The sequence below is a fragment of the Nitratireductor sp. L15S-10 genome (assembly GCF_045011005.1).
Taxonomy (GTDB): domain Bacteria; phylum Pseudomonadota; class Alphaproteobacteria; order Rhizobiales; family Rhizobiaceae; genus Nitratireductor.
This window is the reverse complement of sequence record NZ_CP120676.1, coordinates 36346-59834: the sequence shown is the minus strand read 5'-3', so window position 1 is coordinate 59834 and position 23489 is coordinate 36346. Positions and strand designations below refer to the sequence as shown.

21 protein-coding genes are annotated in these 23489 nt (G+C 60.3%); 13 read left to right on the top strand and 8 right to left on the bottom strand.

Annotated elements, in window-relative coordinates; translation table 11 throughout:
* Nucleotides 1–106 precede the first annotated feature (106 nt).
* A complete protein-coding gene (locus tag P2W41_RS19600) occupies nucleotides 107–1915 on the top strand; it encodes an ATP-binding protein (RefSeq protein WP_404935221.1) in 1809 nt (602 codons plus the stop codon).
* A gap of 5 nt (nucleotides 1916–1920) precedes the next feature.
* The gene (locus P2W41_RS19595) at nucleotides 1921–3537 is read left to right on the top strand and encodes a putative bifunctional diguanylate cyclase/phosphodiesterase (protein WP_404935220.1); all 1617 of its coding nucleotides are present in this window, start codon (nucleotides 1921–1923) and stop codon (nucleotides 3535–3537) included.
* Between the two features lie 47 nt (nucleotides 3538–3584).
* On the opposite strand, the gene P2W41_RS19590 is transcribed toward P2W41_RS19595, so the two are convergent.
* Entirely contained in the window at nucleotides 3585–4367 is a 783-nt protein-coding gene (locus tag P2W41_RS19590) for a hydroxypyruvate isomerase family protein (protein ID WP_404935219.1), read from the bottom strand.
* A gap of 275 nt (nucleotides 4368–4642) precedes the next feature.
* Between P2W41_RS19590 and P2W41_RS19585 the strand changes: the two genes are divergently transcribed.
* The 6 genes from P2W41_RS19585 (at nucleotide 4643) to P2W41_RS19560 (ending at nucleotide 11100) form a co-directional block, all read left to right on the top strand.
* The gene (locus tag P2W41_RS19585; RefSeq protein WP_404935218.1) at nucleotides 4643–6460 is read left to right on the top strand and encodes an IlvD/Edd family dehydratase; all 1818 of its coding nucleotides are present in this window, start codon (nucleotides 4643–4645) and stop codon (nucleotides 6458–6460) included.
* A gap of 37 nt (nucleotides 6461–6497) precedes the next feature.
* Nucleotides 6498–7493 (top strand): D-erythronate dehydrogenase, encoded by a 996-nt coding sequence (gene denD / locus P2W41_RS19580; RefSeq protein WP_404935217.1) that lies wholly within the window; start codon nucleotides 6498–6500, stop codon nucleotides 7491–7493.
* A gap of 38 nt (nucleotides 7494–7531) precedes the next feature.
* Nucleotides 7532–8410 carry a GntR family transcriptional regulator gene (locus tag P2W41_RS19575; RefSeq protein WP_404935216.1) on the top strand — a complete coding sequence of 293 codons (879 nt, stop codon included), beginning with the start codon at nucleotides 7532–7534 and terminating at the stop codon, nucleotides 8408–8410.
* Nucleotides 8411–8551: 141 nt separating this feature from the next.
* Nucleotides 8552–9286, top strand: coding sequence for an SDR family NAD(P)-dependent oxidoreductase (locus tag P2W41_RS19570; RefSeq protein WP_404935215.1), 735 nt, complete (start codon nucleotides 8552–8554; stop codon nucleotides 9284–9286).
* Nucleotides 9287–9313: 27 nt separating this feature from the next.
* Entirely contained in the window at nucleotides 9314–10156 is an 843-nt protein-coding gene (locus P2W41_RS19565; protein ID WP_404935214.1) for a fumarylacetoacetate hydrolase family protein, read from the top strand.
* Between the two features lie 20 nt (nucleotides 10157–10176).
* Nucleotides 10177–11100: an NAD(P)-dependent oxidoreductase gene (locus P2W41_RS19560; RefSeq protein WP_404935213.1), complete on the top strand. Its 924-nt coding sequence runs from the start codon at nucleotides 10177–10179 to the stop codon at nucleotides 11098–11100.
* Between the two features lie 4 nt (nucleotides 11101–11104).
* Here the strand turns inward: P2W41_RS19560 and P2W41_RS19555 are convergent, their stop codons facing one another.
* The 7 genes from P2W41_RS19555 to P2W41_RS19525 all read right to left on the bottom strand — a co-directional run bounded on the left by P2W41_RS19555 (nucleotide 11105) and on the right by P2W41_RS19525 (nucleotide 17889).
* Nucleotides 11105–11545 carry a PACE efflux transporter gene (locus tag P2W41_RS19555; RefSeq protein ID WP_404935211.1) on the bottom strand — a complete coding sequence of 147 codons (441 nt, stop codon included), beginning with the start codon at nucleotides 11543–11545 and terminating at the stop codon, nucleotides 11105–11107.
* 128 nt (nucleotides 11546–11673) lie between these two features.
* Entirely contained in the window at nucleotides 11674–12573 is a 900-nt protein-coding gene (gene ltnD, locus P2W41_RS19550) for an L-threonate dehydrogenase (RefSeq protein ID WP_404935210.1), read from the bottom strand.
* 25 nt (nucleotides 12574–12598) lie between these two features.
* A complete protein-coding gene (locus P2W41_RS19545; protein WP_404935209.1) occupies nucleotides 12599–13501 on the bottom strand; it encodes a carbohydrate ABC transporter permease in 903 nt (300 codons plus the stop codon).
* Nucleotides 13502–13512: 11 nt separating this feature from the next.
* The gene (locus P2W41_RS19540; protein ID WP_404935208.1) at nucleotides 13513–14442 is read right to left on the bottom strand and encodes a carbohydrate ABC transporter permease; all 930 of its coding nucleotides are present in this window, start codon (nucleotides 14440–14442) and stop codon (nucleotides 13513–13515) included.
* A 74-nt stretch (nucleotides 14443–14516) separates the two neighbouring features.
* A complete protein-coding gene (locus tag P2W41_RS19535; RefSeq protein WP_404935207.1) occupies nucleotides 14517–15833 on the bottom strand; it encodes an ABC transporter substrate-binding protein in 1317 nt (438 codons plus the stop codon).
* Between the two features lie 124 nt (nucleotides 15834–15957).
* On the bottom strand, nucleotides 15958–17022 hold the full coding sequence (locus P2W41_RS19530) for an ABC transporter ATP-binding protein (RefSeq protein WP_404935206.1): 1065 nt from the start codon (nucleotides 17020–17022) through the stop codon (nucleotides 15958–15960).
* A 195-nt stretch (nucleotides 17023–17217) separates the two neighbouring features.
* Nucleotides 17218–17889 carry an SMC-Scp complex subunit ScpB gene (locus tag P2W41_RS19525; protein ID WP_404935204.1) on the bottom strand — a complete coding sequence of 224 codons (672 nt, stop codon included), beginning with the start codon at nucleotides 17887–17889 and terminating at the stop codon, nucleotides 17218–17220.
* A gap of 584 nt (nucleotides 17890–18473) precedes the next feature.
* On the opposite strand from P2W41_RS19525, the gene P2W41_RS19520 reads away from it, so the two are divergent.
* The 5 genes from P2W41_RS19520 (at nucleotide 18474) to P2W41_RS19500 (ending at nucleotide 23465) form a co-directional block, all read left to right on the top strand.
* A complete protein-coding gene (locus tag P2W41_RS19520; protein ID WP_404935203.1) occupies nucleotides 18474–19781 on the top strand; it encodes a sodium-dependent transporter in 1308 nt (435 codons plus the stop codon).
* A gap of 111 nt (nucleotides 19782–19892) precedes the next feature.
* Nucleotides 19893–20870: a LysR family transcriptional regulator gene (locus tag P2W41_RS19515; RefSeq protein ID WP_404935202.1), complete on the top strand. Its 978-nt coding sequence runs from the start codon at nucleotides 19893–19895 to the stop codon at nucleotides 20868–20870.
* Complete coding sequence (locus tag P2W41_RS19510) at nucleotides 20867–22378, top strand: NAD(P)-binding domain-containing protein (protein ID WP_404935201.1); 1512 nt, start codon at nucleotides 20867–20869, stop codon at nucleotides 22376–22378. Before P2W41_RS19515 ends, P2W41_RS19510 begins: the two co-directional genes overlap by 4 nt.
* An 8-nt stretch (nucleotides 22379–22386) precedes the next feature.
* The gene (locus P2W41_RS19505; RefSeq protein WP_404935200.1) at nucleotides 22387–22893 is read left to right on the top strand and encodes a CMD domain-containing protein; all 507 of its coding nucleotides are present in this window, start codon (nucleotides 22387–22389) and stop codon (nucleotides 22891–22893) included.
* Entirely contained in the window at nucleotides 22890–23465 is a 576-nt protein-coding gene (locus P2W41_RS19500; RefSeq protein WP_404935199.1) for a peroxidase-related enzyme, read from the top strand. The genes P2W41_RS19505 and P2W41_RS19500 overlap by 4 nt, the downstream gene beginning before the upstream one ends.
* Nucleotides 23466–23489: the final 24 nt, after the last annotated feature.

The window sequence follows — 23489 nt, the reverse complement described above, 5'->3', positions numbered from 1 at the left end:
CAGAACCGTCGCGTCTTAACGCAATAATTATGAAATGCATGGCAAACTCCCGTCCTACGCGACTGCAAAACAACAAAATCCCGATAGGTTGCAGGAACAGGACACGATGGTTGAGCACTCAAACGGTTTCGCAAGTGCGGCATCCGGACAGAATGCATCGGGCTGCCACGTGTGCTCGGTCAAGGGGTCGGAGGCCTATATCGAGCTTCCGATCATCGGAACGACGGAAGAGCTTCGCACCACGGTCGGGAAATTCATGGCAATCGCCGCGGGCACGCGCGAACTCTTGGGAGTGGTGACCGAAGTCTCGTTAAAAACTCCGCAGGCGGGCTCCAGCCCCGATCCGCGTGCCATCGCCCGCGTCGATCTGGTGGGTGAAATCTCTCGGGACGAAACCGGCCGGCAGCGCTTTCGAAGAGGCGTTGGCGCTTATCCCGCCATCCGCGACCGGGCTCGCATTATCAGCAGTGAACAGCTGAGACTGATTTTCCGTGGCGACAAGACAACGTTCGCCGAGATCGGTCGTCTGCACAACGACACCAGTGTTCCGGCCTATGTGGATGTCGAAAATCTCGTTACCAAACATTTTGCCGTTCTCGGATCCACCGGCGTTGGTAAATCCAGTGGGCTTGCAGTCATCCTTCGGCAGGTCATCAAAACCTGGCGCGAACTGCGCGTTCTGATCCTTGATCACCATAATGAATATGGCAGCGTGTTCGGAAACGAGGCAAATCTCGTTGGTGCAAAAAATCTGCGCCTGCCTTTCTGGCTTTTCAATTTCGAAGAGTTCTCCGACGTTCTCTATGCGGGCAAGCCACCCGTTCCGGCAGAGCAGGACATTCTGTCGGAACTCATACCACTCGCAAAAACCCAGTATCTCAACCGCCGACACAGCATGGAGCGCACGAGCGCATTGCGGAAAGTCGAGCCGCGGCAGTCGGGTTTCACCGCAGACACGCCGGTTCCCTATCTGATGCAGGACCTTCTGGCGCTGATCGACGAGCGTATGGGCAAGTTGGAAAACCGCTCTTCGCGCATGACGCATCACCGATTGATCGGCCGTATCGAAACGCTCAAGAACGATCCACGCTACGCCTTCATGTTTGCCAACGCTACAACCGGCGGCGACACGATGGTGACGATCCTGACCGAGCTTTTCCGCCTCGAGGCAAATGGTCGACCGGCAACCGTGATACAGCTTGCCAGTCTGCCGATAGAGGTCGTGGACGCCGTCGTGTGCGTCATATCGCGGCTTGCCTTCGATTTCGGCATGTGGAGCGACGGCGCCATGCCGCTGCTGCTCGTGTGTGAAGAGGCGCACCGTTTCGCTGCCGCCGACCCGAGCGTCGGTTTCCTTCCGAGCAAGAATGCGCTTTCACGCATCGCCAAGGAGGGTCGCAAGTACGGAGTTTACCTCGGCCTGGTGACCCAGCGGCCGGCGGAGCTAGATGCAACCATCATCTCGCAGTGCAACACACTCTTCGCGATGCGCATGGCGAATGACCGGGACCAGGCGTTGCTGAAATCGGCTGTCTCCGACGCAACGGCCAATCTGGTGGACTTCGTACCGTCGCTCGGTACAGGCGAGGTGATCGGCTTCGGCGAGGGCATGCCGCTCCCGGTCCAGTTCGTCTTCAACCGACTGTCTGAAGAACTGCTCCCCAGAAGCGAGGCCGCGGCGGCGCTTCCCAAGGATATCAACCCCGGCTCGCGACGCGAGTTCGTCCATGCCGTGGTCGAACGCTGGCGCGGTTCAATCATGAGCCAGGCTCAGACCGACGCTCCCTCGGAACCCAGTGCTCCGATCCTCACCGAGACACACACGCCACGCCGCACTCCCACTCCCGCAGAAGCCGCAGAAGACAAGATCTCAAAGGCCCTGCAACTGGCGCGACGTGAATATCTGGGCAGGTAGGCACGATGAAGCCGACAAACCCGGCCCGTCCGGCAGGCTTCGATATCGAGGCAATACTGGAACAGGCTCCTTTCGGCCTGTCCATTGCCGACTCTGACGGTCAGTGCGTTTACAAAAATCAGCGGGGAAATCTGCGCTCTTCCACGCTCGATACGCAGACACTGCAAGAGTTGCGCTTTGTGTCGGAAACAGCGGGTCGAGCCTTTACCTGCAGCTTTTGGCTGGACATGGAGACGAAGCCTCCAGCCGATGAAGAAATTTTCAGGCTGGCCTTCTTTGACGAACTGACCGGCCTTCCGAACAAAACGCTTCTGGCGCGCACGATCGGCGCAGAGCTTCAGGGCCTGTCCGGCGCCGAGGCTGCCCTGATGTTGATCGATCTCGATGGCCTCGGCCGCACCAACGACTACTACGGAGCCGCCTTTGCGGACGGGCTCATTGCCGCATTCGCCGAACGCCTGACAGCCTGTGTGCGACGATCCGACATCCTTGGCTATCTCGCAAACGGGATGTTCTGCGTGTTTGTGGCAGATCTTTCGGATCTTGACCTTACGGAATACGCAAACACGATCCTCAATCGTTCCAAGGAGCCTTTCCAGGTCAAGGGGATCGAAACCTTTTCCTCCGCTTCCATCGGCATCAGCATGTTTGCCAGGGACGGGAGCAGTTTTGAGGAGTTGTTGGTCTCGGCTGATCAGGCGCTGCGCGGCGCAAAATCCGAATCCAAGGGAAGGGTGAGCTACAAGCCCGACAAGATTGCGCGGTCCGCCCATGGTGAAATGTCGGTGGAACAACGTCTGCGCACAGCACTGAGAGACCACAAGCTTTGCTGTGCCTATCAGCCAAAAGTCGACATCCACACCAATGGTGTTGTCAGCGTCGAGACATTGCTGCGTTGGAGAGATGACGATGGCCAACTGCGCGTGTTGGGCGATTTCGTCAATCTCGCCACCGACGCCGGTATCATTGATGCCGTAGCCGAGCATGTTGTTGATGAGGTGATGTCATCGCTTCCGCAGATCGATTCCGTTTTCTCTCCCGGCACATCAATCAGTCTCAACATCACGGCGCATCAGTCGACCAACCCCGACTTCATGAGCAGGTTGCTTAGACAACTCACGTCCTATCACCGACCGCAACGCTTCATCCTCGAGATCACCGAGGAAGCATTTCTGAACGGTGACCTTCTGAGCAAGAACATCCTGCCCATGGTGCGAGAGGCGGGTGTGAAGGTCTCCATTGACGATTTTGGCGTTGGATATTCATCGCTCTCCGCACTGGCTGCCGTGACTGCAGACGAGTTGAAGATCGATCGATCATTCGTGCAGAACGTCCATCAGAGACCACGCAGTCAGAGTGTACTGAAGGCCATCGAATCGCTCGGTCGCGCGCTCGGAATGGCACTCGTCATCGAGGGTGTGGAAACCCGCGAGGAGGTCGACTATCTGAAGCGCCATACGGCGATCAGGATCGCCCAGGGCTATTATTTCAGCAAACCCTTTGCGCTTGAAGAATTCGTACTCGAGGACGAAGTCCTTCCACCAGCGCGCCAATCCGGACCGGCCCGCACCCATGTTCCCACGCGCGTTGCAGGCAGCCGCTCACCAAGGCAGCAGCCCTGAGCAACCCATCCGGTTGACAAGAGATCGACGCGCCCCGTCATTGGCGGTCAGCCGTTCGACTTCGGCGCTCTGTAGGCATCGAGCCAACCCAGTCCCTCTTCGGTACCGGCTCGTGGCCTGTACTCGGCGCCGAAGAAACCCCGGTACCCGTTGTCGCACAGCACCGGTAGAAGCCGTTCGAATGAAATGTCCCCCTCATCGGGCTCAGCCCGCGTCGGCACGGCAGCAATCTGCACGTGATCAATCATCGCCCCGTGGTCAACGAAGCGGCGCAGCAGATCACCCTGCATTCTCTGGACGTGATAGCAGTCGAACATGATCTTCAGATTATCCGCGCCGACGCGTGCGACGAGGTCCGCGGCCTGCTCAACCCGGGAGAGGAAATAGCCTGGAACGTCATGATGATTGATCGGCTCGATCAGAACGGTGATCCGGTGCGTTGACGCCGCGCCGCAGGCATAGGCAAGATTTTCGGCGAAGGTCGCCTCCGCTACAGCGTTTTCCTCTGCTCTGCCTGCCATCACGTGAACAGCGCGGGCGTTCACCTTCGCCGCATATGCGATGGCTTCGTCGATTGCTGTCCTCGCTTCTTCCTCGCGGCCGGAAAGGGCAGCCAGTCCGAAATCGCCTTCGCTACCGCCTTTGCGCGTGTTGAGCCCGAGAAGGGGCAGACCCGTTTCCGCCAGAGCGATACGCACCTCATCCACCGGTACGGCGAACGGCCAGTGAAACTCAACGGCTTCAAACCCAGCCGCATGTGCCCGCCGGATGGCATCCGGCAGGGAGAGCTCAGACCACAAAAAACCGAGATTTGCGGAAAACCGTACCATCACACCCGCTCCATGCCCTGCGTTGAGAGGCAGACCCTGCCTCAGGCCCCATGACGTATTCATAAATACAATCTATCCGCCTCTCTTGTCAGGGTACAGCACCCCGGAATAGACTCAATGTTTCAAGGCTATGATTTTTAGCACTTTTCCAAAGTTTCTCCTCCCACAGAACAGCACCCGGGGAGGACGAAAAATGAAAGCGGGGCAACAATTTGTGTATACATTAAAGCGTCGGGAGCTAAAATGCGATTGTTCCTGAAGTATCCGGAGACGACATGACCGACAGACCAAAAGCTCCCACCCTGCGCTCGCGCGCATGGTTCGACAACTCGGGCAACCCGGATATGACGGCGCTCTATCTGGAGCGGTACCTGAATTTCGGTTTGTCGCAGGAAGAACTGCAATCAGGCAAGCCCATAATCGGCATCGCCCAGACCGGTTCGGACCTTTCCCCGTGCAACCGGCACCATCTGGAGCTCGCCAAGCGCGTGCGCGAAGGCATCCGCGAGGCCGGCGGCATCGCCATCGAGTTTCCCGTTCATCCGATCCAGGAAACCGGCAAGCGCCCCACCGCCTCGCTCGACCGCAACCTTGCCTATCTCAGCCTTGTCGAAGTGCTTTACGGCTATCCGCTGGATGGCGTTGTGCTCACCATTGGCTGCGACAAGACCACCCCGGCACTGCTCATGGCGGCGGCCACCGTCAACATTCCGGCCATCGCGCTCTCGGTCGGCCCGATGCTCAATGGCTGGTTCCGGGGCGAACGCACGGGTTCGGGCACCATCGTCTGGAAGGCACGCGAGATGATGGCTGCCGGCGAGATCGACTATGAGGGTTTCGTGCGGCTCGTCGCGTCATCCGCCCCCTCCACCGGCTATTGCAACACGATGGGGACGGCCACCACGATGAACTCGCTGGCTGAGGCGCTCGGCATGCAGTTGCCTGGATCCGCCGCCATCCCCGCGCCTTATCGCGACCGGCAGGAAATGGCCTGGCGCACCGGCCTTCGCATCGTCGACATGGTGCATGAAGACATCAAGCCGAGCGACGTGATGACCCGCGACGCCTTCATCAATGCAATCCGCATCAACTCCGCCATTGGCGGCTCTACAAACGCGCCCATCCACCTTACAGCCATTGCACGACATCTGGGCGTCGAGCTTTCGATAGACGACTGGCAGACCTATGGCGAAAGCGTTCCTCTCCTCGTGAACCTGCAGCCGGCCGGCGAGTATCTTGGCGAGGACTACTATCGTGCCGGCGGAGTGCCGGCGGTGGTCAACCAGCTCATGTCGGCCGGGCTCATCAACGAGGATGTCCTGACGGTCAACGGCAGGAGCATTGGCGAGAACTGCCGCGATGCCCCAATCGCCGATGAAAGGGTGATCCGGCCCTTCGCAAACCCGCTCAGGGAGAATGCAGGCTTCCGCGTCCTGAAAGGCAATCTGTTTGATTCCGCCATCATGAAACTCTCCGTCGTTTCGGAAGAGTTTCGGGCCCGGTATCTCTCGAACCCCGATGACCCCATGGCCTTTGAGGGTCGCGCCATCGTGTTCGATGGGCCGGAGGATTATCATGCCCGGATCGACGATCCTTCGCTCGCCATCGATGAGAAGAGCATTCTCTTCATGCGCGGCGCCGGCCCCATCGGCTATCCGGGCGCTGCGGAGGTGGTGAACATGCGCGCACCTGACTACCTCATCAAGCGCGGCATTACCTCCCTGCCCTGCATCGGGGATGGTCGCCAGTCCGGCACATCGGGCTCGCCTTCGATCCTCAATGCCTCTCCGGAAGCCGCTGCCAATGGCGGGCTTGCCATCCTTAGAACCGGAGACCGCGTGCGCATCGATCTCAGGAACTGCACCGCCAACATCCTGGTTTCCGATGAGGAGCTGAACCAGCGCCGCTCCGAGCTGGAGAAAGCCGGAGGATACGCCTATCCCGCGCACCAGACACCCTGGCAGGAGATCCAGCGCGGCATGGTCGCGCAGCTGGAAGCCGGCATGGTTCTGGAACCCGCCGTAAACTATCAGCGGCTCGCCCAGGGCGGAAAAGACGGCACCATGCCCCCCGTCCCGCGCGACAATCACTGAATAAAATGCGGAAAACGCCACAGGGAGGAGAAACCGCATGCGTATCCTGATTATCGGAGGTGCCGGCATGGTCGGTCGCCGGCTTGCCGACAGACTGCTCTCCGACGGCAAACTCGGCAGCGAAAGCGTCAAGACCATCCACGTCTTCGATGTGACCAAGGCTCCTATCGAATCGGCCAACGGGATTCAGGTTGATACAGAGGCAGGCGACGTCTCCGATGCAAAAACCGTCGAGCGACTGATCGCACACAAACCTGATGTGATCTTTCATCTGGCCGCCATCGTTTCCGGTGAGGCTGAAGTCGCCTTCGAGAAAGGCTACAGGATCAACATGGATGGCACGCGCCATCTCCTCGAAGCCATCCGGCTTCTCGGCGGGAATGGCAATGGCGGCTATCGGCCACGTCTCGTTTTCACCTCCTCCATCGCCGTCTTCGGCGCTCCCTTCCCAAACAAGATCGACGATGAGTTCTTTCGCGCTCCGCTCACCAGCTATGGCACGCAAAAAGCCATCGGAGAACTTTTGTTAGCCGACTACACAAGAAAGGGCTTCATAGAGGGAATTGGCATTCGCCTGCCCACCATTGTCGTGCGACCAGGCAAGCCGAACAAGGCAGCATCGGGCTTTTTCTCGGGCATCATCCGCGAGCCGCTCGCAGGGCAGGATGCCATCCTGCCGGTGTCGGACGATGTGCGCCACTGGGTGGCGAGCCCGGATGCCGCTGTTGGCTTTCTGCTGCATGCGGGCACCATGGATCTCGCACAGCTCGGAGATCGTCGCTCGCTCACCATGCCCGGCCTGTCGGTTACGATTGCAGAGATGATCGAAGCCCTGAGACGCGTTGCAGGCGACAGTGCCGTTGCCCACATCAAGCGCGAGCACGATCCACAGATCGCGGCCATCGTTGACGGCTGGCCGCGTGATTTCAGGACCGTGCGCGCAGAGCAGGCCGGCTTCAGAGCCGACAGTGATTTCGAAACCATTATCCGCGCCCATATTGCTGACGAGGAGAAGCGCAGGAGCCAGGGGTGAGACCGCCGAAATGAGCGGACTGACATCATCCTTTCCCTGTGAAGAACCGGTATGACGAGCTCCAGGCGCTTGGACATGACAATGGATATCTGCCAACCATCATCGACGGTGCTAGACTGCACCGGTCAAGAATGGAGGGGGCGCTGAGCACGAACGAGCGCAGAAAGGTGGGAGCCGGGAGGCGAAAACCGGGTAGCAGAAGCGCCGAGGCGCAGGCGGCCTCACGTCCGCGGCCCAGCCTGCAGGGTATCGCCAAGATGCCTGCCCGTGATCGCGCCTATCACGAGCTCAAGTTCCGCATTCTGGAAGGTCGGCTGCCACCGGGGACAACGCTTCTCGAAACGGAAGTCGCGAGCCTCCTGTCTCTTAGCCGCACCCCCGTGCGGGAGGCGCTCATTCGGCTTGAGGAAGACGGGCTTGTCGACGTGCGCCCGCGCCACGGCATCACCGTTAAAGCGCTATCCGTCGACGAGATCGAGCAAATCTATCAGGTCTTCTCGACACTCGAGGTCAAGGCGGCGCAACTTACGGCCCGGCGCGGCATCACGTCGGCAGACCATGAGCGTCTGGACGATATCCTGACCCAGATGGAACGTGCCTCGAAACGCGGAGACATCGAGGCCTGGTCCGAGCTCGACGACGAATTCCATTCGGAGCTTGTCGGCCTGTGTGGAAATCCGCGCCTGCAGGCCATGCTGCGCCAGCTCTGGGACCTGCAGTATCACGCCCGCCGGGCAATCATAAAACTGCGTCCCCTGCCGATCGTTTCCGACCGGGAGCACCGCGCCATCCTCGCCGCCATCGCAGCCGGGAACGAGGAGGAGGCAACCCGTCTCCATCAGCAACACAGAGACCGCGCCGACGAACAGCTTGTTTCTCTGCTGCGCCAGAAAACGACCTTCCCGACGAGAGGGTGAGACGGGAAAGTGCGCTACTGCCACCATAGGCCACCACGGGCCACCACGCGGTCGAAACTGGGCAGTCGACAATGTATACGTTGTGCTTTCAAAGTGGCTGTGCAATGAAGACCACAGGTGGCGAATGAGGAGGGGGCTTCAATGAATCATATCGATCTGACCGGCCGGCGCGCCATCATCACCGGTGGAGCTCAGGGTATCGGGCTGGCCACGGGCGAGCGTTTCGTGGCGAGCGGCGCCGAAGTCATCCTGTGGGACATCAACGCCCAGTCTCTCGAAAAGGCATCGGAAAAGCTTGGCGCGAAAGCAAGCGGGCGCGTTGTTGAGCTGACAGACGAAGGCGCTGTCAACGACGCTGCACGGGAAGCGGGCGCTATCGACATTCTCGTCAACAATGCCGGCATCACCGGCGGCAATGGCAAGACCTGGGAACTGACTCCGGATGTGTGGCGTCGCACCGTCGAGGTCAATCTCGTCGCTCCCTACCTCACCTGCCGCGCATTGGTTCCAGGTATGATCGAGCGCGGCTATGGGCGCATCGTCAACATCGCCTCGATAGCCGGCAAGGAAGGCAACCCCAACGCATCGCATTACTCCGCCTCCAAGGCTGGCCTGATCGGACTGACGAAATCGCTCGGCAAGGAGCTCGCCAGGACCGGCGTCCTCGTCAACTGCCTTACTCCGGCGGCGGCCCGCACGCCGATCTTCGACCAGATGAGCCAGGAGCATATCGATTACATGCTCTCCAGGATCCCGCTTGAACGGTTCCTCGAACCGGGAGAAGCCGCAGCAATGATCGCATGGCTGGCGTCGGAGGAGTGCTCGTTCACCACAGGGGGTGTCTTCGACATTTCGGGCGGCCGCGCCGTCTACTGATTGGAAAAAAGGATAAAGGAAAAGAACATGAAGCTGTTGCGTTACGGTCCGGCGGGTCAGGAAAAACCAGGCATGCTGGCTGCCGATGGCACCCTGCGCGATCTTTCCGGCGTCATTGCCGACATTGCAGGTGACGTCATTTCGCCAGCCGGCCTCGACAAGCTGCGCGCCATCGACCCGCAGACCCTGCCCTCCGTGGATGGCAATCCGCGCCTTGGGCCCTGTGTCGCGGGGCTTCAGAAGATCGTCTGCATCGGCCTCAACTATTCCGACCATGCCGCCGAAACGGGCGCTGAGCCGCCGGAAGAACCCATCGTTTTTGCCAAGGCGCTGAATGCTCTTTGCGGTCCCAATGACGATGTGGAACTGCCGCGCGGCTCCAAGGCGCTCGATTGGGAGGTTGAACTCGCCGTCATCATCGGGACCAGGGCGAAATATGTAAGCGAAGCCGACGCGATGGATCACGTCGCCGGTTTCGCCATCATGAATGATGTTTCCGAGCGCGACTTTCAGATAAAACGCTCCGGTCAGTGGACCAAGGGCAAGAGCCACGACACGTTCGGCCCGCTCGGCCCCTGGCTCGTCACCCGCGATGAAGTGGCCGACCCGCACAATCTGGACATGTGGCTCGATGTGAACGGCGAGCGTCGCCAGACCGGCAACACCAGCACGCTGATCTTCAACGTGCCGCACGTGGTCTCCTATCTCTCGCAGTTCATGACGCTCATGCCCGGCGACGTGATCTCCACCGGAACGCCGCCCGGCGTGGGCATGGGCATGAAGCCGCCGCAATATCTCAAGGCAGGCGATGTCATGACGCTCTCCATCGCCGGACTTGGCGAGCAGCGCCAGACCGTCGTTCAGGTCTGAATCGAAAAACGGAGCCCGCCATGAGCATCAGGAACGTCACCGTCATCGGTACCGGCATCATGGGTGCCCCGATGGCACGAAACATTGCCAGGGCGGGCTTCAATCTAACGGTCTGGAACCGCACCCGCGCCAAGGCGGAGGCTCTTTCCGATGTCGCGTCGGTCGCCGACGATCCCCGCTCGGCAGTTGCCAGCGCCGATGCCATTGTGACCATGGTCGACAATTCGCCCATCGTGACCGAAATCTATTTCGGCGAGAACGGCATCGTGGAAGCCGCACCGAAGAGCGCGCTTTTTATCGACATGTCATCCATCCAGCCTGCGGTCGCGCGCGACCATGCAGAGGCGCTTTCGAAGTCCGGGCACCGTCATATCGACGCGCCGGTATCAGGCGGCGAGAAAGGTGCGATCGAGGCGACACTTGCCATCATGGCCGGCGGTGAAGCTTCCGATTTCGCGGACGCCAAGCCGCTTCTCTCCGCCATGGGCCGGGCAACCCATGTCGGCGTTCATGGCGCGGGTCAGGTCGCCAAGCTCGCCAATCAGGTGATCGTTGCCGTCACCATCGGCGCGGTGTCGGAGGCGATGCTTCTTGCGCAGGAAGGTGGCTGCGATCCCGCCGCATTGCGCGATGCGCTGATGGGCGGTTTTGCCACCTCGCGCATTCTTGAGCTTCACGGCGAGCGGATGGTCGAGCGCAATTTCGTGCCGGGCGGCCCGCTCGAACTGCAGCTCAAGGATCTGGAAAATGCACTTGAGGTGGCCCGTAATGCCGGGCTCTCGCTGCCGCTGACCGAGAAAACACGCGACGCATTCCATACTCTGACGCACGAACTGAAGATGGGGCGCCACGATCACGCCGCATACCTCCTCTGGCTCGAAGCCATCAATCCGGGCAAGCGGCTGGGCACCGGCGAAACCAGCGCCCCACCTCTCAGGGCATAGGGGGTCAGGCGCCGTGCTTCGCCGAGGCGGAGGCTTCCGGTATCGGAAAGATCACGTCATACGCCCAATTGAAGACAAAGGCATAGACGAGATAGAAAAGCGCGAAAGACGCGTTGACGAACAGAGCTTCAAGCGCTGAAACGTCGAGCAGAAATGCCGTGAACGGCATCAGCACGAGCAGCAGCCCGCCCTCGAAGAGAACCGCGTGGACGACGCGCATGGGTATGGTCTTGCGCACGCTTCCGGACAGCCGGCGCAAAGCGTGATCGAAACCCAGATTGTAAAGATAGTTCCACAATGTTGCGACCGTGGCGCTCACCACCACGACAACGCCCATTTCGAACATGGGTTTTCCGAACAACCATGAAGCGGCTGGCGTAACGATCAAAAGCGCGATCAGCTCGAAGCTGATGGCATGGCGAATACGATCTGCAGCGGTGCGCATTCTGCTCCCCGTCTGGTTCTCGGGCCGTCCCGACTTGATTCCCGGTATGGGGGAGGTCGTCCTCGCTTTCGGTCGCAATATAGGTGTGATGCCCCCCGCCGCAAGGGGATGTGATGGATATCCCGCGGCTACTCTTCCTCGCTCCCGTCACCCGGCAACGTGATGCCCGGGAAAACCTTGATCACGGCACTGTCATCCCATTGGCCGTAGCCCGCCGTGCTGGCGGAGGCAAACATGGTGTAGGCGGTCGAAGCCAGCGGCAGAGGAAATTTGAGTGCACGTCCCGCGTCCGTCACCAATCCAAGATCCTTGACGAAAATGTCGACCATGGATCGCGGTGTGTAATCCCCGTCCACCACATGCCGCATGCGGTTTTCGAACATCCATGAATTGCCGGCCGCATTGGTCACCACCTCATACATGGTGTCGAGCGGAATGCCAGACCGCGCGGCCAGCGCCATCGCCTCCGCGCCAGCGGCGATATGCACCCCGGCCAGAAGCTGGTGGATGACCTTCACCGCGGCCCCGTCGCCAACCCGGTCGGAAATGCGAAAAACCCGTTCCGCCACCGCATCCAGCACCGGTGCAAGCCGCGAGAACGCCTCTTCCCGCCCCGCCGCCATCACGGTCATCGCGCCCTCCCGCGCCTTGACCGGTCCACCCGAAACCGGCGCGTCGAGCATGATGTGCCCCGCCCGCTCCAGTTCCAGGCCAAATCGCCGGGCATCGTCCGCCGACACGGTGGAAGAGATCATCACCGGGGTTCCAGCTGGCAGCTTGCCTGCAATCCCTGCCTCTCCGAAGAGGACGCTTTCCACCTGCTTTGCGTTGACGGTGAGGACCAGCACGGACTCGACACGACAGGCAAAATCGAGCCCCCTTGGCCCGGCCTCTCTGCCGCCCGCATAGAGCAGTTCCGCACAGGCTTCACTGCGTGGGTCCACGCCGAAAACCTCATGCCCGGCGCGCACAAGCGACAATGCCGCGCCCATACCCATCGACCCGAGGCCGATCACCATCACCCGCATCGCGTGCTCCCAAAAACCGGAACGCTCATTCCTTCACCGCGCCCGTCATGGACGAGACGTAGTAATCGACGAAGAAAGAATAGAGGATAACCACGGGCAGGGAGCCAAGCAGTGCTCCCGACATCAGCGCACCCCATTCATAGATGTCGCCGCGCACCAGCTCCGTCAGAACGCCGACAGGCACCGTCTTGTTTTCCGACGAGGAGATGAAGGTGAGCGCATAGATGAACTCGTTCCACGACAGGGTGAACGCGAAGATGCCGGCCGAGATGAGACCGGGCACCGCCAGCGGCAGGATCACCTTGGTGAGGATCTGCCAGCGCGTCGCCCCGTCCACCAGCGCGCTTTCTTCGAGCTCGAAGGGTATGCTGCGGAAGTAACCCATCAGGAGCCAGGTACAGAACGGAATGAGAAAGGTCGGATAGGTCAGGATCAGCGCCAGACGTGAATCGAAAATGCCCACCTTAAACACGATAAAGGCCAGCGGAATGAACAGGATGGATGGCGGCACGAGATAGGCGAGAAAGATCATCAGCCCCGTCACCCGCGCACCGGTAAACCGCACCCGCTCAATGGCGTAGGCGGCAAAGACCGACGCGGCGAGCGAGATGAAGGTCGAGGCAAAGGACACCAGCATCGTGTTCCACAGCCAGCCCGGATAGGACGTTTCGAACAGCAGGAACTTCACATGTTCAAGCGTCGGCTCGATCACCCAGAAGGGGCTGTAATTCCTGTAGTCCGTGAGCTGATAGTCCGGTTTGATGGCGGTGATCGCCATCCAGTAGAACGGAAACAGCAGCACGAAAACGAACACCGCCAGCGGCAGGTAGACGGTCACGATTCGCCGCGGCAGGGTGTTGAACTGTTCCATGCCTTCTGAATCGTCATGAAGGCCGGCTTGCTCTTTGGGTTGGGTGATCTCGCTCATGGCCTTCCTCCTCAGTCGCCGCCGCCCTGCTGCCATTTGCGGCGCTGCAATCCGAAGAAGGAAAACAGGATCGCCGCCAGCAGGAATGGGATCATCGCCACGGCAATCGCCGCGCCCTCGCCCAGTTGACCGCCGGGAATGGCGCGCTGGAAGGAAAGGGTTGCCATCAGATGCGTGGCGTTAACCGGCCCGCCGCGCGTCAGCACATAGATGAGCTGGAAGTCGGTAAAGGTGAACAGCACCGAAAACGTCATCACCACGGCGATGATGGGGGTGAGAAGCGGCAGCGTGATCTTGGTGAAACGCTGCCATGAAGTCGCCCCGTCCAGCGCTGCCGCCTCGTTGAGCGATTGCGGAATGGTCTGCAGCCCGGCCAGCAGCGAAATCGCCACAAAGGGAATGCCGCGCCAGACATTGGCCGCAATCACCGATGCCCGCGCCGTGTTCGGATCACCGAGAAAATTGATCGGCTCGCTGATGACACCCAGGTTCATCAGCACATAGGAAATGATCGAAAACTGGGAATCGTAGATCCACCAGAAAGCCAGCGCCGAAAGCACGGTCGGCACCACCCAGGGCAGAAGGATGATGGCGCGAAAAAACGTCTTGAACGGCAGATGCTGGTTGAGGATCAGCGCCAGCCAGAGCCCCAGCGCGAATTTCAGCACCGAGGCAACGACAGTGTAAAGCATGGTGTTGAAGACCGAGAGCCAGAAGACCGGATCGTCGAACAGCCAGATATAGTTTTCGAGCCCGACGAAAATGCCCTCGCGTCCAATACGGGCATCCGTAAACCCGAGCCACACGCCCAGCCCCAGCGGATAGGTGAGAAAGCACAGAAGAAACACCGCCGCCGGGAGCATGAACAGAAAACCGAGCCCGTTGCGGCTTTCCAGAAGCCATCCGAGGATCGAAGTTGAACGCGCGGGCCTGGCCTGCATGGGTCATCCTGCCTTTCTTGATACTGACCTGCATGAAGAAGCAGCGCCGGCGATTGGCCGGCGCTGCCTGTCCATCAGCGGTAGTAGCGCGCGATACGCCGCTCCGCGTTGGCAATGGCCTCTTCGGGCGTGCGTTGTCCGGTCACCGCCTCGGCAAACATGTCGACCAGCACATAGTCGGCCATGACGCCGGCCGATGCCGGTCCGAGCGGGCCTGCATAGCCATTAGGCCGCAGCGAAGCCGAAGCCCTGGCATAGGGCGCGTGAACCGGGTTCGAGGTCCAGACAGGGTTGTTCTCGAAGCCTTTGAGAGCCTGACAGCAATAGGCGCTGGCACCTTCCAGCCACGCATTCATCCGGTCTGCCTGATACATGAAGGCCAGGTAGGCCTTGGCCGCCTGCGGATATTTGCAGTGGTTGAAGATCGAAAGGGTCGATGTCTGGTGCAGTTCCACCGATTTGCCCACCGGCCCGATTGGCAGATTGGTGGTGCGGATGTCCTCGGCGATTTCCTTTAAGGCCTCATCCTTGGTCGCCGCATAGTAAAGCGAAACACCGTTCGCCGTCAGCGACACCTCGCCGGCAAGGAAGGCGCGGTTGTTGTTGATGTCGAGCCAGCTTTCCGTGCCCGGAATGAACGTTTCATAGAGCGCCTTCGCATAGTCGATGGCCGCTTTCGTCTCGGGGCTGTTGATCGCCACCGCACCGTTCTCGTCCACCGTCATGCCGCCATGGCTCCACAGCAGCCAGTGCGCGTAGTTGTTGCCGTCACCAACCGCCTTGCCGTGCGGGAAACCGGCCGGCGTACCATTGGCCTTCATCGCCTTGCACAGTTCGAGGAAGCCGTCCGTGTCCTGCGGGAACTCGCTGAACCCGGCCGCCTTCATGTGGCTGTCGCGATAGCACACGGCATTGCCGATGGCGCAGAGCGGAATGGCGATGAACCTGTCGCCCTGCCGGGCATAGCCTTCAAGACCCTCATACCAGCCGCCATGCTCCTCGCCGAGCGCATTGGCCAGGTCCGTAACGTCCACCAGCTTGTCGGGATACTGGAAGGGATCGTCGAACCAGCTCATCACCATGTCCGGGCCAGACCCGACATTGGCCGCCACCGCCGCTTTCGGACGCACATCCTCCCAGCTTTCCTGGTCGATCCGCACCTCCACGCCCGTCGCTTCTGTGAAAGCGGCGGTGTTGGCGTTCCAGGCCTCCTCTTCGCCTGTCACGAAAGGCACCCAGCGCAAAAGGCGCAGCGTGGCGCCTTCTTCAGGGGTGAACATCGATGCCGTTGCCTGCGCCAGCGCATGCCGTGTTCCCAGCGTTCCCGCCAGCAGGCCACCGGCGGCAAGACCCGCCGTGCCTGAAAGAAATCTCCTGCGATTGATCGTCATTGCACGTCTCCTCCTCAAATTTGCTGGCATCCTCCCGATGCCGCAAAGCGGTTGACTGCCGCATTAACGCCGGACGCCGAAACGCCCCCTCCTGACGCCGCCCTCCCCGGTGGCGCCAATCCGATTATGCCGAGAGCCTTTGTCCTCCCTCCGCATCGAAAAGATGGATAGCCTCCGGATCGATGGAGACCTTCAGTTCGTCACCCGGTCCGGCCTTGATGCGTTCACGAAAAACGCAGGTCATTTCATTGCCATCGATCTCCGCGACGACATGGGTTTCAGACCCCGTCGGCTCCACCACCTTCACACGCAGGGCCACATCGCCGCGCAGGTGGATCGCCTCGGGACGGATACCGCAAATCAGTTTTTGGCCGGGTCTTGCCGTTCCGGCATTGGCAACCGCAATGCGTTGCCCCTCTCCCGTGACGAACATGCCGGGTTCACCGTCCGCCAGCTTGCCCGGTGTCATGTTCATGGCCGGCGATCCGATGAAGCCTGCCACGAACAGATTGGCGGGACGGTCATAGAGCTCCAGCGGTTCGCCCACCTGCTCGACAATGCCGTCATGCATGACGACAATCTTGTCGGCCATGGTCATCGCCTCGATCTGGTCATGGGTCACATAAACGGTGGTGGTCTTCAGTCGCTGGTGCAGGTTCTTTATTTCCGAGCGCATGGAAACGCGCAGCTTGGCATCCAGATTCGAGAGCGGCTCGTCAAAGAGAAACACCTGCGGATTGCGCACGATGGCGCGCCCCATGGCAACACGCTGGCGCTGGCCGCCGGAAAGCTGGCGCGGATAGCGATCGAGCAGTTGCGTGAGACCAAGAATTTCCGCTGCGGGGCGCACCTTGGCCTCAATATCGCTCTTGGATGCGCCCTTGAGCATGAGCGAGAATCCCATGTTCTCGGCCACTGTGATGTGCGGATAGAGCGCATAGTTCTGGAACACCATGGCGATGTCGCGTTCCTTGGGCGGCAGCGCATTCACCACCCGATCGCCGATCACGATCTCTCCAGAGGTGATGTGCTCGAGGCCTGCCAACATGCGCAGCAGGGTCGACTTTCCACAGCCGGACGGCCCAACCAGAACGACGAACTGTCCTTCCTCGATGTCCACTGAGACGCCATGGAGAACCTCCACCTGCCCGAACGCCTTGCGGACATCGCGAAACTTCACTGTCGCCATTAAGGCTCCTCCCTCCTTAATGTATTCATTATTTCATAGTGGCTGCAATACGCACCGAGCGCAACAGGCAAATCGGGGACAAGAGGAAGATTCAGATGAGGTGCAACAACGTATGCACCAAAGCAGGTCCCCAAGCGCCGGACCGAAACCTGGAGGACCGGATTTCAGAAACAAGAGAGCTTACCCGGGAAGGGCCTACCCTTCCCACCCATGGTTCACGACGCCCGGGATGTCCTCCAGGAACCGCTCCTTGTTCAGAAGACCGGCATCTTCCAGCTTTTCAAAATCAGGAAGGTCGCGAAGCGTTTCGAATCCGAAATGGGCAAGGAAGGCCGGTGTCGTCACATATGTATAGGGTGCACCGGGCTGAGGGCTGCGCGGACCGGAGGCGATGAAGCCGGCTCGACGCAGCTTACCGATCACATCCCGTGAAATTTCTCGTGCGAAGAACCTTGAGAGTTCTGCGCGCGTGATTGGCTGAAAGTAAGCGATGGTCATCAGCACCAGCGCATCGGCGTCGCTCAGGTTTTCTCCCTGCTGGACGATCCCGAATGCCGCTCGTATTGCTTCGGCAAGCGAGGGCCGGGTCCGATGCTGCCACCCACCTGCCACACGCACAAGCTCATATGGCCGGTCTGCTAGTTCCGCACGAATGTCTTCAATCACCAGATCGAGATTGCATTCGCGCCCGACTACACGAAGCAACCGCTCGCGCCCGACCGGCTCGGGCGCTGCGAAAATGACTGCTTCCACGCGGGCCATCCATTCCCGCCAGCGCAGCGCCGGCGGCAGGTGCTCCAGTTCTCGATCGAAAAGAGGGCTGTCCGCGTCTAGATCTTTCTTTCGCCGACCGGTGTATGCCTCCATGGGTCAGCCCCCGCAAAGGTGGCGACTTAATTCCACCAAACCCGGGGCTTCGAATGCATCGCATATTGAATCCAGGCACCTTGAGGACATCGCGCTGCCACATGTTGGAGCGTTGCGCCTTCCGGCTTGTAGTGGCGCAGATCGAATCATGACACCACCATGATCAAGCATGGCCGGTCTTTCAACGAAAGAGCATCCACGACGTCCTGCCATCGACAGGTTTTCAACCGGCGGTGCAACCACTTTGGCGAATGATGAAAGAGCATAATCAAAACAGTCTGTTTTCGGATCATCAAATATTGCGCCTCGATGATCAAAGTGATTTGGCAGCGCTGCACGAATGACAATACACGCCAGCCAACATGTTCGTCCCGCTTCGGTCAGTGATCCATGCTCAGCGGTTCATGGAAAGACACGATGCACCCTTCGACGTTCCATTTCGGGCCCATTTCGGGCCCAGTACCGGCCCATGCGCGGTCGCCTTTAATGATGAACGGGGTCGTTCCCCTGCCGACAGACAATTTTCCTCGAGATAGCAGTCCCTTGAAATGATAAATCCAACTCGCGAACACTGGACCTCCAGAATGGGGTTCATTCTGGCTGCCGCCGGCTCGGCTGTGGGCCTGGGCAATGTCTGGCGCTTCCCATATGTCACCGGGGAGAATGGCGGCGGTGCGTTTCTACTGATCTATCTCGGCATCGTCTTTTCAATCGGCGTCTCGGTCCTGATTGCAGAGTTGATCATCGGCCGGTCGACACAACTCGATCCGGCTGGTGCCTTCAGGAAACTCGCGGGCGGTGCCTGGCCGCTCGTCGGCTATATGAGCATCCTCACCGCCTTCGTGATCCTGTCATTCTATTGTGTGATTGCCGGGTGGACAGTCGCCTACATGATCAAGTCGATCACCGGATCCGTACTGACGGCAAACCCAGAAGAAATCGGTGGTGTATTCAATGCCTTTATCACCGATCCGCTCGAGCCGGTCTTATACACTGCCCTGTTCATCGGATTGACCGTCTTTGTCGCGCTCGGCGGTGTCGCCAGCGGTATCGAGCGTGCAGCGCGTATTCTCATGCCGGCATTGTTTGTCATCCTGCTGGTCCTCGTCGCGCGCTCCGTTACCCTCGACGGCGCTGGGGAAGGCATTGCCTTCTTTCTGGAGCCTGATTTCTCCAGGGTGACATGGGGCACATTGCTGGCTGCTCTGGGGCAGGCGTTCTTCTCCCTCTCGCTCGGTATGGGCGCGATGATCACCTATGGCTCATACATGCAGCGCCATGACGACATTGCCGGGTCGGCCCTTGCCGTTACGGTTCTGGACGCACTTGTTGCCGTGTTGTCCGGGCTCGTCATTCTGCCGGCGGTCTTCGCTTTCGGCGCCGCGCCGACGGCCGGACCAGGCCTCACCTTTATCACTCTGCCCTCCATTTTCGCGCAGATGCCCTTCGGCTTTCTGTTCGCAACGCTGTTCTTTTTCCTGCTGGCCATCGCCGCCCTGACAAGCGCGGTTGCCCTTCTTGAGGTGGTCATCGCCTATTTCATGGATGAAGGCGGTGCCAATAGAAAGAAGGTGGCGATAACCGCGGGCGTGGCGACCTTTACTCTGGCTGTGCCCGCTTCTCTCAGCCTCGGCGTGCTGTCCGGTTTCACCATCGGTGGAAAAGTGCTCTTCGATGCGCTGGATTACCTCACCAACAATATAACACTGCCGCTCGGCGGGCTTCTGGTTGCCCTGTTCCTCGGCTGGGTGCTCAAACACAAGGGTGAAGAGGAATTCAGGGACGGCTCTGCCATGGCTCCGGCTCTTGTGGTCGCCTGGCGGCTGATTATCCGCTACATCGCCCCCGTCGCTATCCTGTTGATACTGATCAACGGCCTCGGTTTCATTTGAAGCCGGGGAAAAACGCAATCAACCCGCGGCTGCAGCCGCGATTTCAGGCGCGCATTGATATATGTCAATTTTGGATAGATTATTTGAAATCATTCATATAGCATATAAAAGATGGAGACGCGGGACCTTCAGACTTTTCTGGCTGTTGCCGAAACAGGAAGCATCACCAAAGCGGCGGTGCTGCTGGAACGTTCTCAGCCGTCAGTCACCCGCACTATCCAGGAACTTGAAGCAAAACTCGGCTTCTCTCTTCTTCAACGCGCCGGGCGGCGTGTCATGCTGTCCGATGAGGGCATCGCCTTTGAAGAGGAAGCAAGGCGCGTTCTAAATTCGCTGACGGGACTGGCAGCGCGGGCCCGCGCAATTGCCACTGGCCGTGGCCGCTCGCTTCAGGTCGCGGCAACTTCGGCAATTGCCACAGGTGTTATCCCTGCGGCGCTCTCCCGGTTCGCCGTGGAAGAACTGCCCCCCGAGATACAGATCGCACAGTATCTTCCCAACCGGGTTGCCCAGGAAGTGGGTTCTGGTGGTGCCGAGCTCGGCTTCTCCAGCATGCCGCTGGATGTACCCGGTCTCGAGGTCGTGCGTCTGTATTGCGCCAACGACGTCGCTGCTCTGCCGGAGGGCGATCCGCTTGCCGACTATGATGTGGTGCCGCTTTCGGCCTTTGCCGGACGGCGGTTCGTCACCATGCTAGACCCGGGCCGCTTCCAGCGTCAGGTCTCACAGACGATGGAAATGCACGGCGTCACACCCGGACCGTTGATCCGTACCAATGTTTCCTATTCCGCGCTCCGTCTGGTGCAGAAAACCGGTGTCGTTTCGATCGTCGATCCGGTCAGCGCCTACGGTGTGCAGCTTCCCGGCGTGGTGATACGGCCGATCGATATTGCAGTTCCGTTCTATTGGGGCGCTGTTACCGCCTCATCGCGCCCGCCGCGCCCGCTCGTCACCCAGATGATCGACGCCGTCGAAGCAGAAGCGCTTCGTCTCATTCCCGACCTGCAGATACTCGACCCTGCACGCAGTGCGCAGACAATTGACCGGCATGTTTCAGACAGCCCGGTCCCCCACCGAGGATCAGAATGACCAGTCAGCCCCAAACCACGCCCGGAGCCGCGAACAGTCTGGATGCCCTGGCAAAGCGCATCCGGTTCGATCTGGACTGCCTGAATCTCCCCTCGCCCAACTGGGTGCCCGAACGGCGGACCGAAAAGGGCGAGAAGGTGCATGACGTGGTCGTCATCGGCGGCGGCATGTGCGGTCTGGTGGCAAGCTTCGCGCTCCGCACCGGCGGCATCCGCAACATGCGCATCTTCGACCGCAACCCGGAAGGTCTTGAAGGCCCTTGGCTGACCTATGCCCGCATGGAGACACTGCGTTCGCCCAAGACCCTGCCTGGCCCGGCCTATGGCATCGGTGCCCTCACCTTCCGCGCATGGTACGAGGCGCAGCATGGTGCGGACGCCTGGGAACGGCTCGACAAGATCCCCCGTCCCATGTGGATGGAATATCTCATCTGGTACCGCAACGTTCTCGATCTCCCCGTCGAGAACGAGGTGGAGGTGACCAGTGTCAAACCCGAGGGTGAGTTCCTGCGGCTTGAGCTGCGCGGCGCAGGCGCGAAGGAAAGCTCCGTCCTCACCCGAAAATTCGTGATGGCCACGGGCCGTGACGGCACCGGCCACCCCAACATTCCCGATTTCGTTTCCGGCCTGCCGAAACATCTGTGGGCCCACTCCTCCGAAGACATCGATTTTCCTGCGCTGAAGGGCAGGCGCGTTGTCGTGATCGGCGTCGGCGCGTCGGCGGTCGACAACTCGGCCGAAGCACTGGAAGCCGGCGCGAGGGAAGTGCGCCATCTCATCCGCCGCCGCGAAATGCCCACCATCAACAAGATGATGGGCATCGGTTCCTTCGGCTTCACCTCGGGCTATGCCGCGCTGCCGGACGAATGGCGCTGGCGCTTCATGCAATATTCCTTCAGCACGCAGACACCTTCGCCACGCGGCTCGACCATGCGCGTCAGCCGGCATGAAAACGCCTTCTTCCATTTCGGACAGGGCGTAGCCCGTGTCTGGAACGAGGGCGATGAAGTGGTCATCGAAACCACCGCCGGCAAGACCGTGCGCACCGACTATCTCATCCTCGGCACAGGCTTCACCGTCGACCCACTGGCACGCGCCGAGCTTGGAGACGCCGCAGGTGAAATCCTCCTGTGGCGCGACCGCTATACGCCGCCGGCAGGCGAGGAGAGCCGCGAACTGGCGAACTTTCCTTACCTCAATTCCGATTTCTCCTTCCGCGAGCGCACCCCCGGTGCCGCCCCGTGGCTGTCGAACATATACTGCTTCAACTTCGGCGCATCCGCGAGCCTCGGCAAGGTTTCCGGCGACATTCCAGGCATCAGCGACGGTGCCCGCTGGCTCGCCTATTCCATCGCCGCGACGCTTTATGGCGAAGACGTCGAGACCCATTGGCAGGCGATGCTCGACTACAACAAACCCGAACTGCTCGGCGACGAATGGACCGAAACCGAGCTTGAAGACTGCGCAGCCAGGGGCGAGCGCGAACCGAGCTATCAGATTGGAGGCTGAACACCCTCATGAGCGACCTTTCGCCCAACGACATCGTCATCACACAGGCCGGGATCGGCGCGAGCGGCTCCGTCCGCGAAGCGCTCGAAGGTCGTGCCGACATCATGGCCATGACGCAGGCAACCCATGATGCCGCCCTGAAACCCGGTGATCCCGGCGGCCTCTCCCATGGCGAACGCGCCGCACTCGCGGCGCGCGTCGCGCGGCTCAACGAAGACGAGGCTCTTGCTGCACACTACATGGCATTGCTCGAAGAAGCAGGCGCTGACGAAGCGGTTGCAGCCATGGCGGATCCGGCCCATGACGGCGAAGGAAATGCCCGCCGCGCCGCGCTTCTCGCCTACACCGATCTCGTTTCCACGCATCCGCGCGACACGACGCCGGAAGACATCGAAGCACTGAAGAGCGCCGGCATTTCCGACGCCGACATCGTCAGGCTTTCCGAATTGAATGCATTCCTGGCCTATCAGATCCGCGTGATCGCCGGCCTCAAGCTGATGAAGGCGACGGCATGAGCACGATCATCCACGAGTTCACCACGAAGATTCCCGGCTGGCGCCCGCGCGTTCAGCCCATCAAGCTGGATGAGGCCACCCCCGAACAGCTCGACGCGCTGAAGGTCACGCCATCCAACACGAAGGTCTCAGACTATGTTCTGGTACTCGCCAATGATGTCGAGACGCTGAAAGTCCGCACCCCGCTTTTCAACGCGATCATGTATAATCGCGGCGGCATGGGCCGGGCAGAGCGCGAGCTGAGCGCCGTTGGTGCCTCGGTGGTCAATCGCTGCGTCTATTGCGCCGCCGTCCATGCGAGCCGGTACAACCAGCTCACCAAGGACGAGCAGGCGATGCAGGCTATCTTCGCCGATGGCGAGGAAGCGGAACTTGATGAACGCCAGAAGGCGATCTTCCTGTTCGCAGTCAAGCTCTCCAAAGCGCCTAGCGAGGCGAGTGAAGAAGACATGGAGGCGCTGCGCGATGCCGGGCTCAGGGACGACGAGATTCTGGATCTCATTCTGTCCGCATCGCTGTTCGGCTGGGCAAACCGGCTGATGCATACGCTGGGCGATCCGGTGGTCGAGTAGAACTTTTTGGGGCTGATGTTTTGA

Coding starts and splice junctions, on each gene's coding strand:
- P2W41_RS19585 (WP_404935218.1), top strand. CDS start 4,643: ATGACCGACAGACCAAAAGCTCCCACCCTGCGCTCGCGCGCATGGTTC.
- P2W41_RS19510 (WP_404935201.1), top strand. CDS start 20,867: ATGACCAGTCAGCCCCAAACCACGCCCGGAGCCGCGAACAGTCTGGAT.
- P2W41_RS19595 (WP_404935220.1), top strand. CDS start 1,921: ATGAAGCCGACAAACCCGGCCCGTCCGGCAGGCTTCGATATCGAGGCA.
- P2W41_RS19515 (WP_404935202.1), top strand. CDS start 19,893: ATGGAGACGCGGGACCTTCAGACTTTTCTGGCTGTTGCCGAAACAGGA.
- P2W41_RS19520 (WP_404935203.1), top strand. CDS start 18,474: ATGGGGTTCATTCTGGCTGCCGCCGGCTCGGCTGTGGGCCTGGGCAAT.
- P2W41_RS19525 (WP_404935204.1), bottom strand. CDS start 17,889: ATGGAGGCATACACCGGTCGGCGAAAGAAAGATCTAGACGCGGACAGC.
- P2W41_RS19530 (WP_404935206.1), bottom strand. CDS start 17,022: ATGGCGACAGTGAAGTTTCGCGATGTCCGCAAGGCGTTCGGGCAGGTG.
- P2W41_RS19555 (WP_404935211.1), bottom strand. CDS start 11,545: ATGCGCACCGCTGCAGATCGTATTCGCCATGCCATCAGCTTCGAGCTG.
- P2W41_RS19560 (WP_404935213.1), top strand. CDS start 10,177: ATGAGCATCAGGAACGTCACCGTCATCGGTACCGGCATCATGGGTGCC.
- denD (WP_404935217.1), top strand. CDS start 6,498: ATGCGTATCCTGATTATCGGAGGTGCCGGCATGGTCGGTCGCCGGCTT.
- P2W41_RS19570 (WP_404935215.1), top strand. CDS start 8,552: ATGAATCATATCGATCTGACCGGCCGGCGCGCCATCATCACCGGTGGA.
- ltnD (WP_404935210.1), bottom strand. CDS start 12,573: ATGCGGGTGATGGTGATCGGCCTCGGGTCGATGGGTATGGGCGCGGCA.
- P2W41_RS19545 (WP_404935209.1), bottom strand. CDS start 13,501: ATGAGCGAGATCACCCAACCCAAAGAGCAAGCCGGCCTTCATGACGAT.
- P2W41_RS19600 (WP_404935221.1), top strand. CDS start 107: ATGGTTGAGCACTCAAACGGTTTCGCAAGTGCGGCATCCGGACAGAAT.
- P2W41_RS19535 (WP_404935207.1), bottom strand. CDS start 15,833: ATGACGATCAATCGCAGGAGATTTCTTTCAGGCACGGCGGGTCTTGCC.
- P2W41_RS19590 (WP_404935219.1), bottom strand. CDS start 4,367: ATGGTACGGTTTTCCGCAAATCTCGGTTTTTTGTGGTCTGAGCTCTCC.
- P2W41_RS19540 (WP_404935208.1), bottom strand. CDS start 14,442: ATGCAGGCCAGGCCCGCGCGTTCAACTTCGATCCTCGGATGGCTTCTG.
- P2W41_RS19500 (WP_404935199.1), top strand. CDS start 22,890: ATGAGCACGATCATCCACGAGTTCACCACGAAGATTCCCGGCTGGCGC.
- P2W41_RS19565 (WP_404935214.1), top strand. CDS start 9,314: ATGAAGCTGTTGCGTTACGGTCCGGCGGGTCAGGAAAAACCAGGCATG.
- P2W41_RS19505 (WP_404935200.1), top strand. CDS start 22,387: ATGAGCGACCTTTCGCCCAACGACATCGTCATCACACAGGCCGGGATC.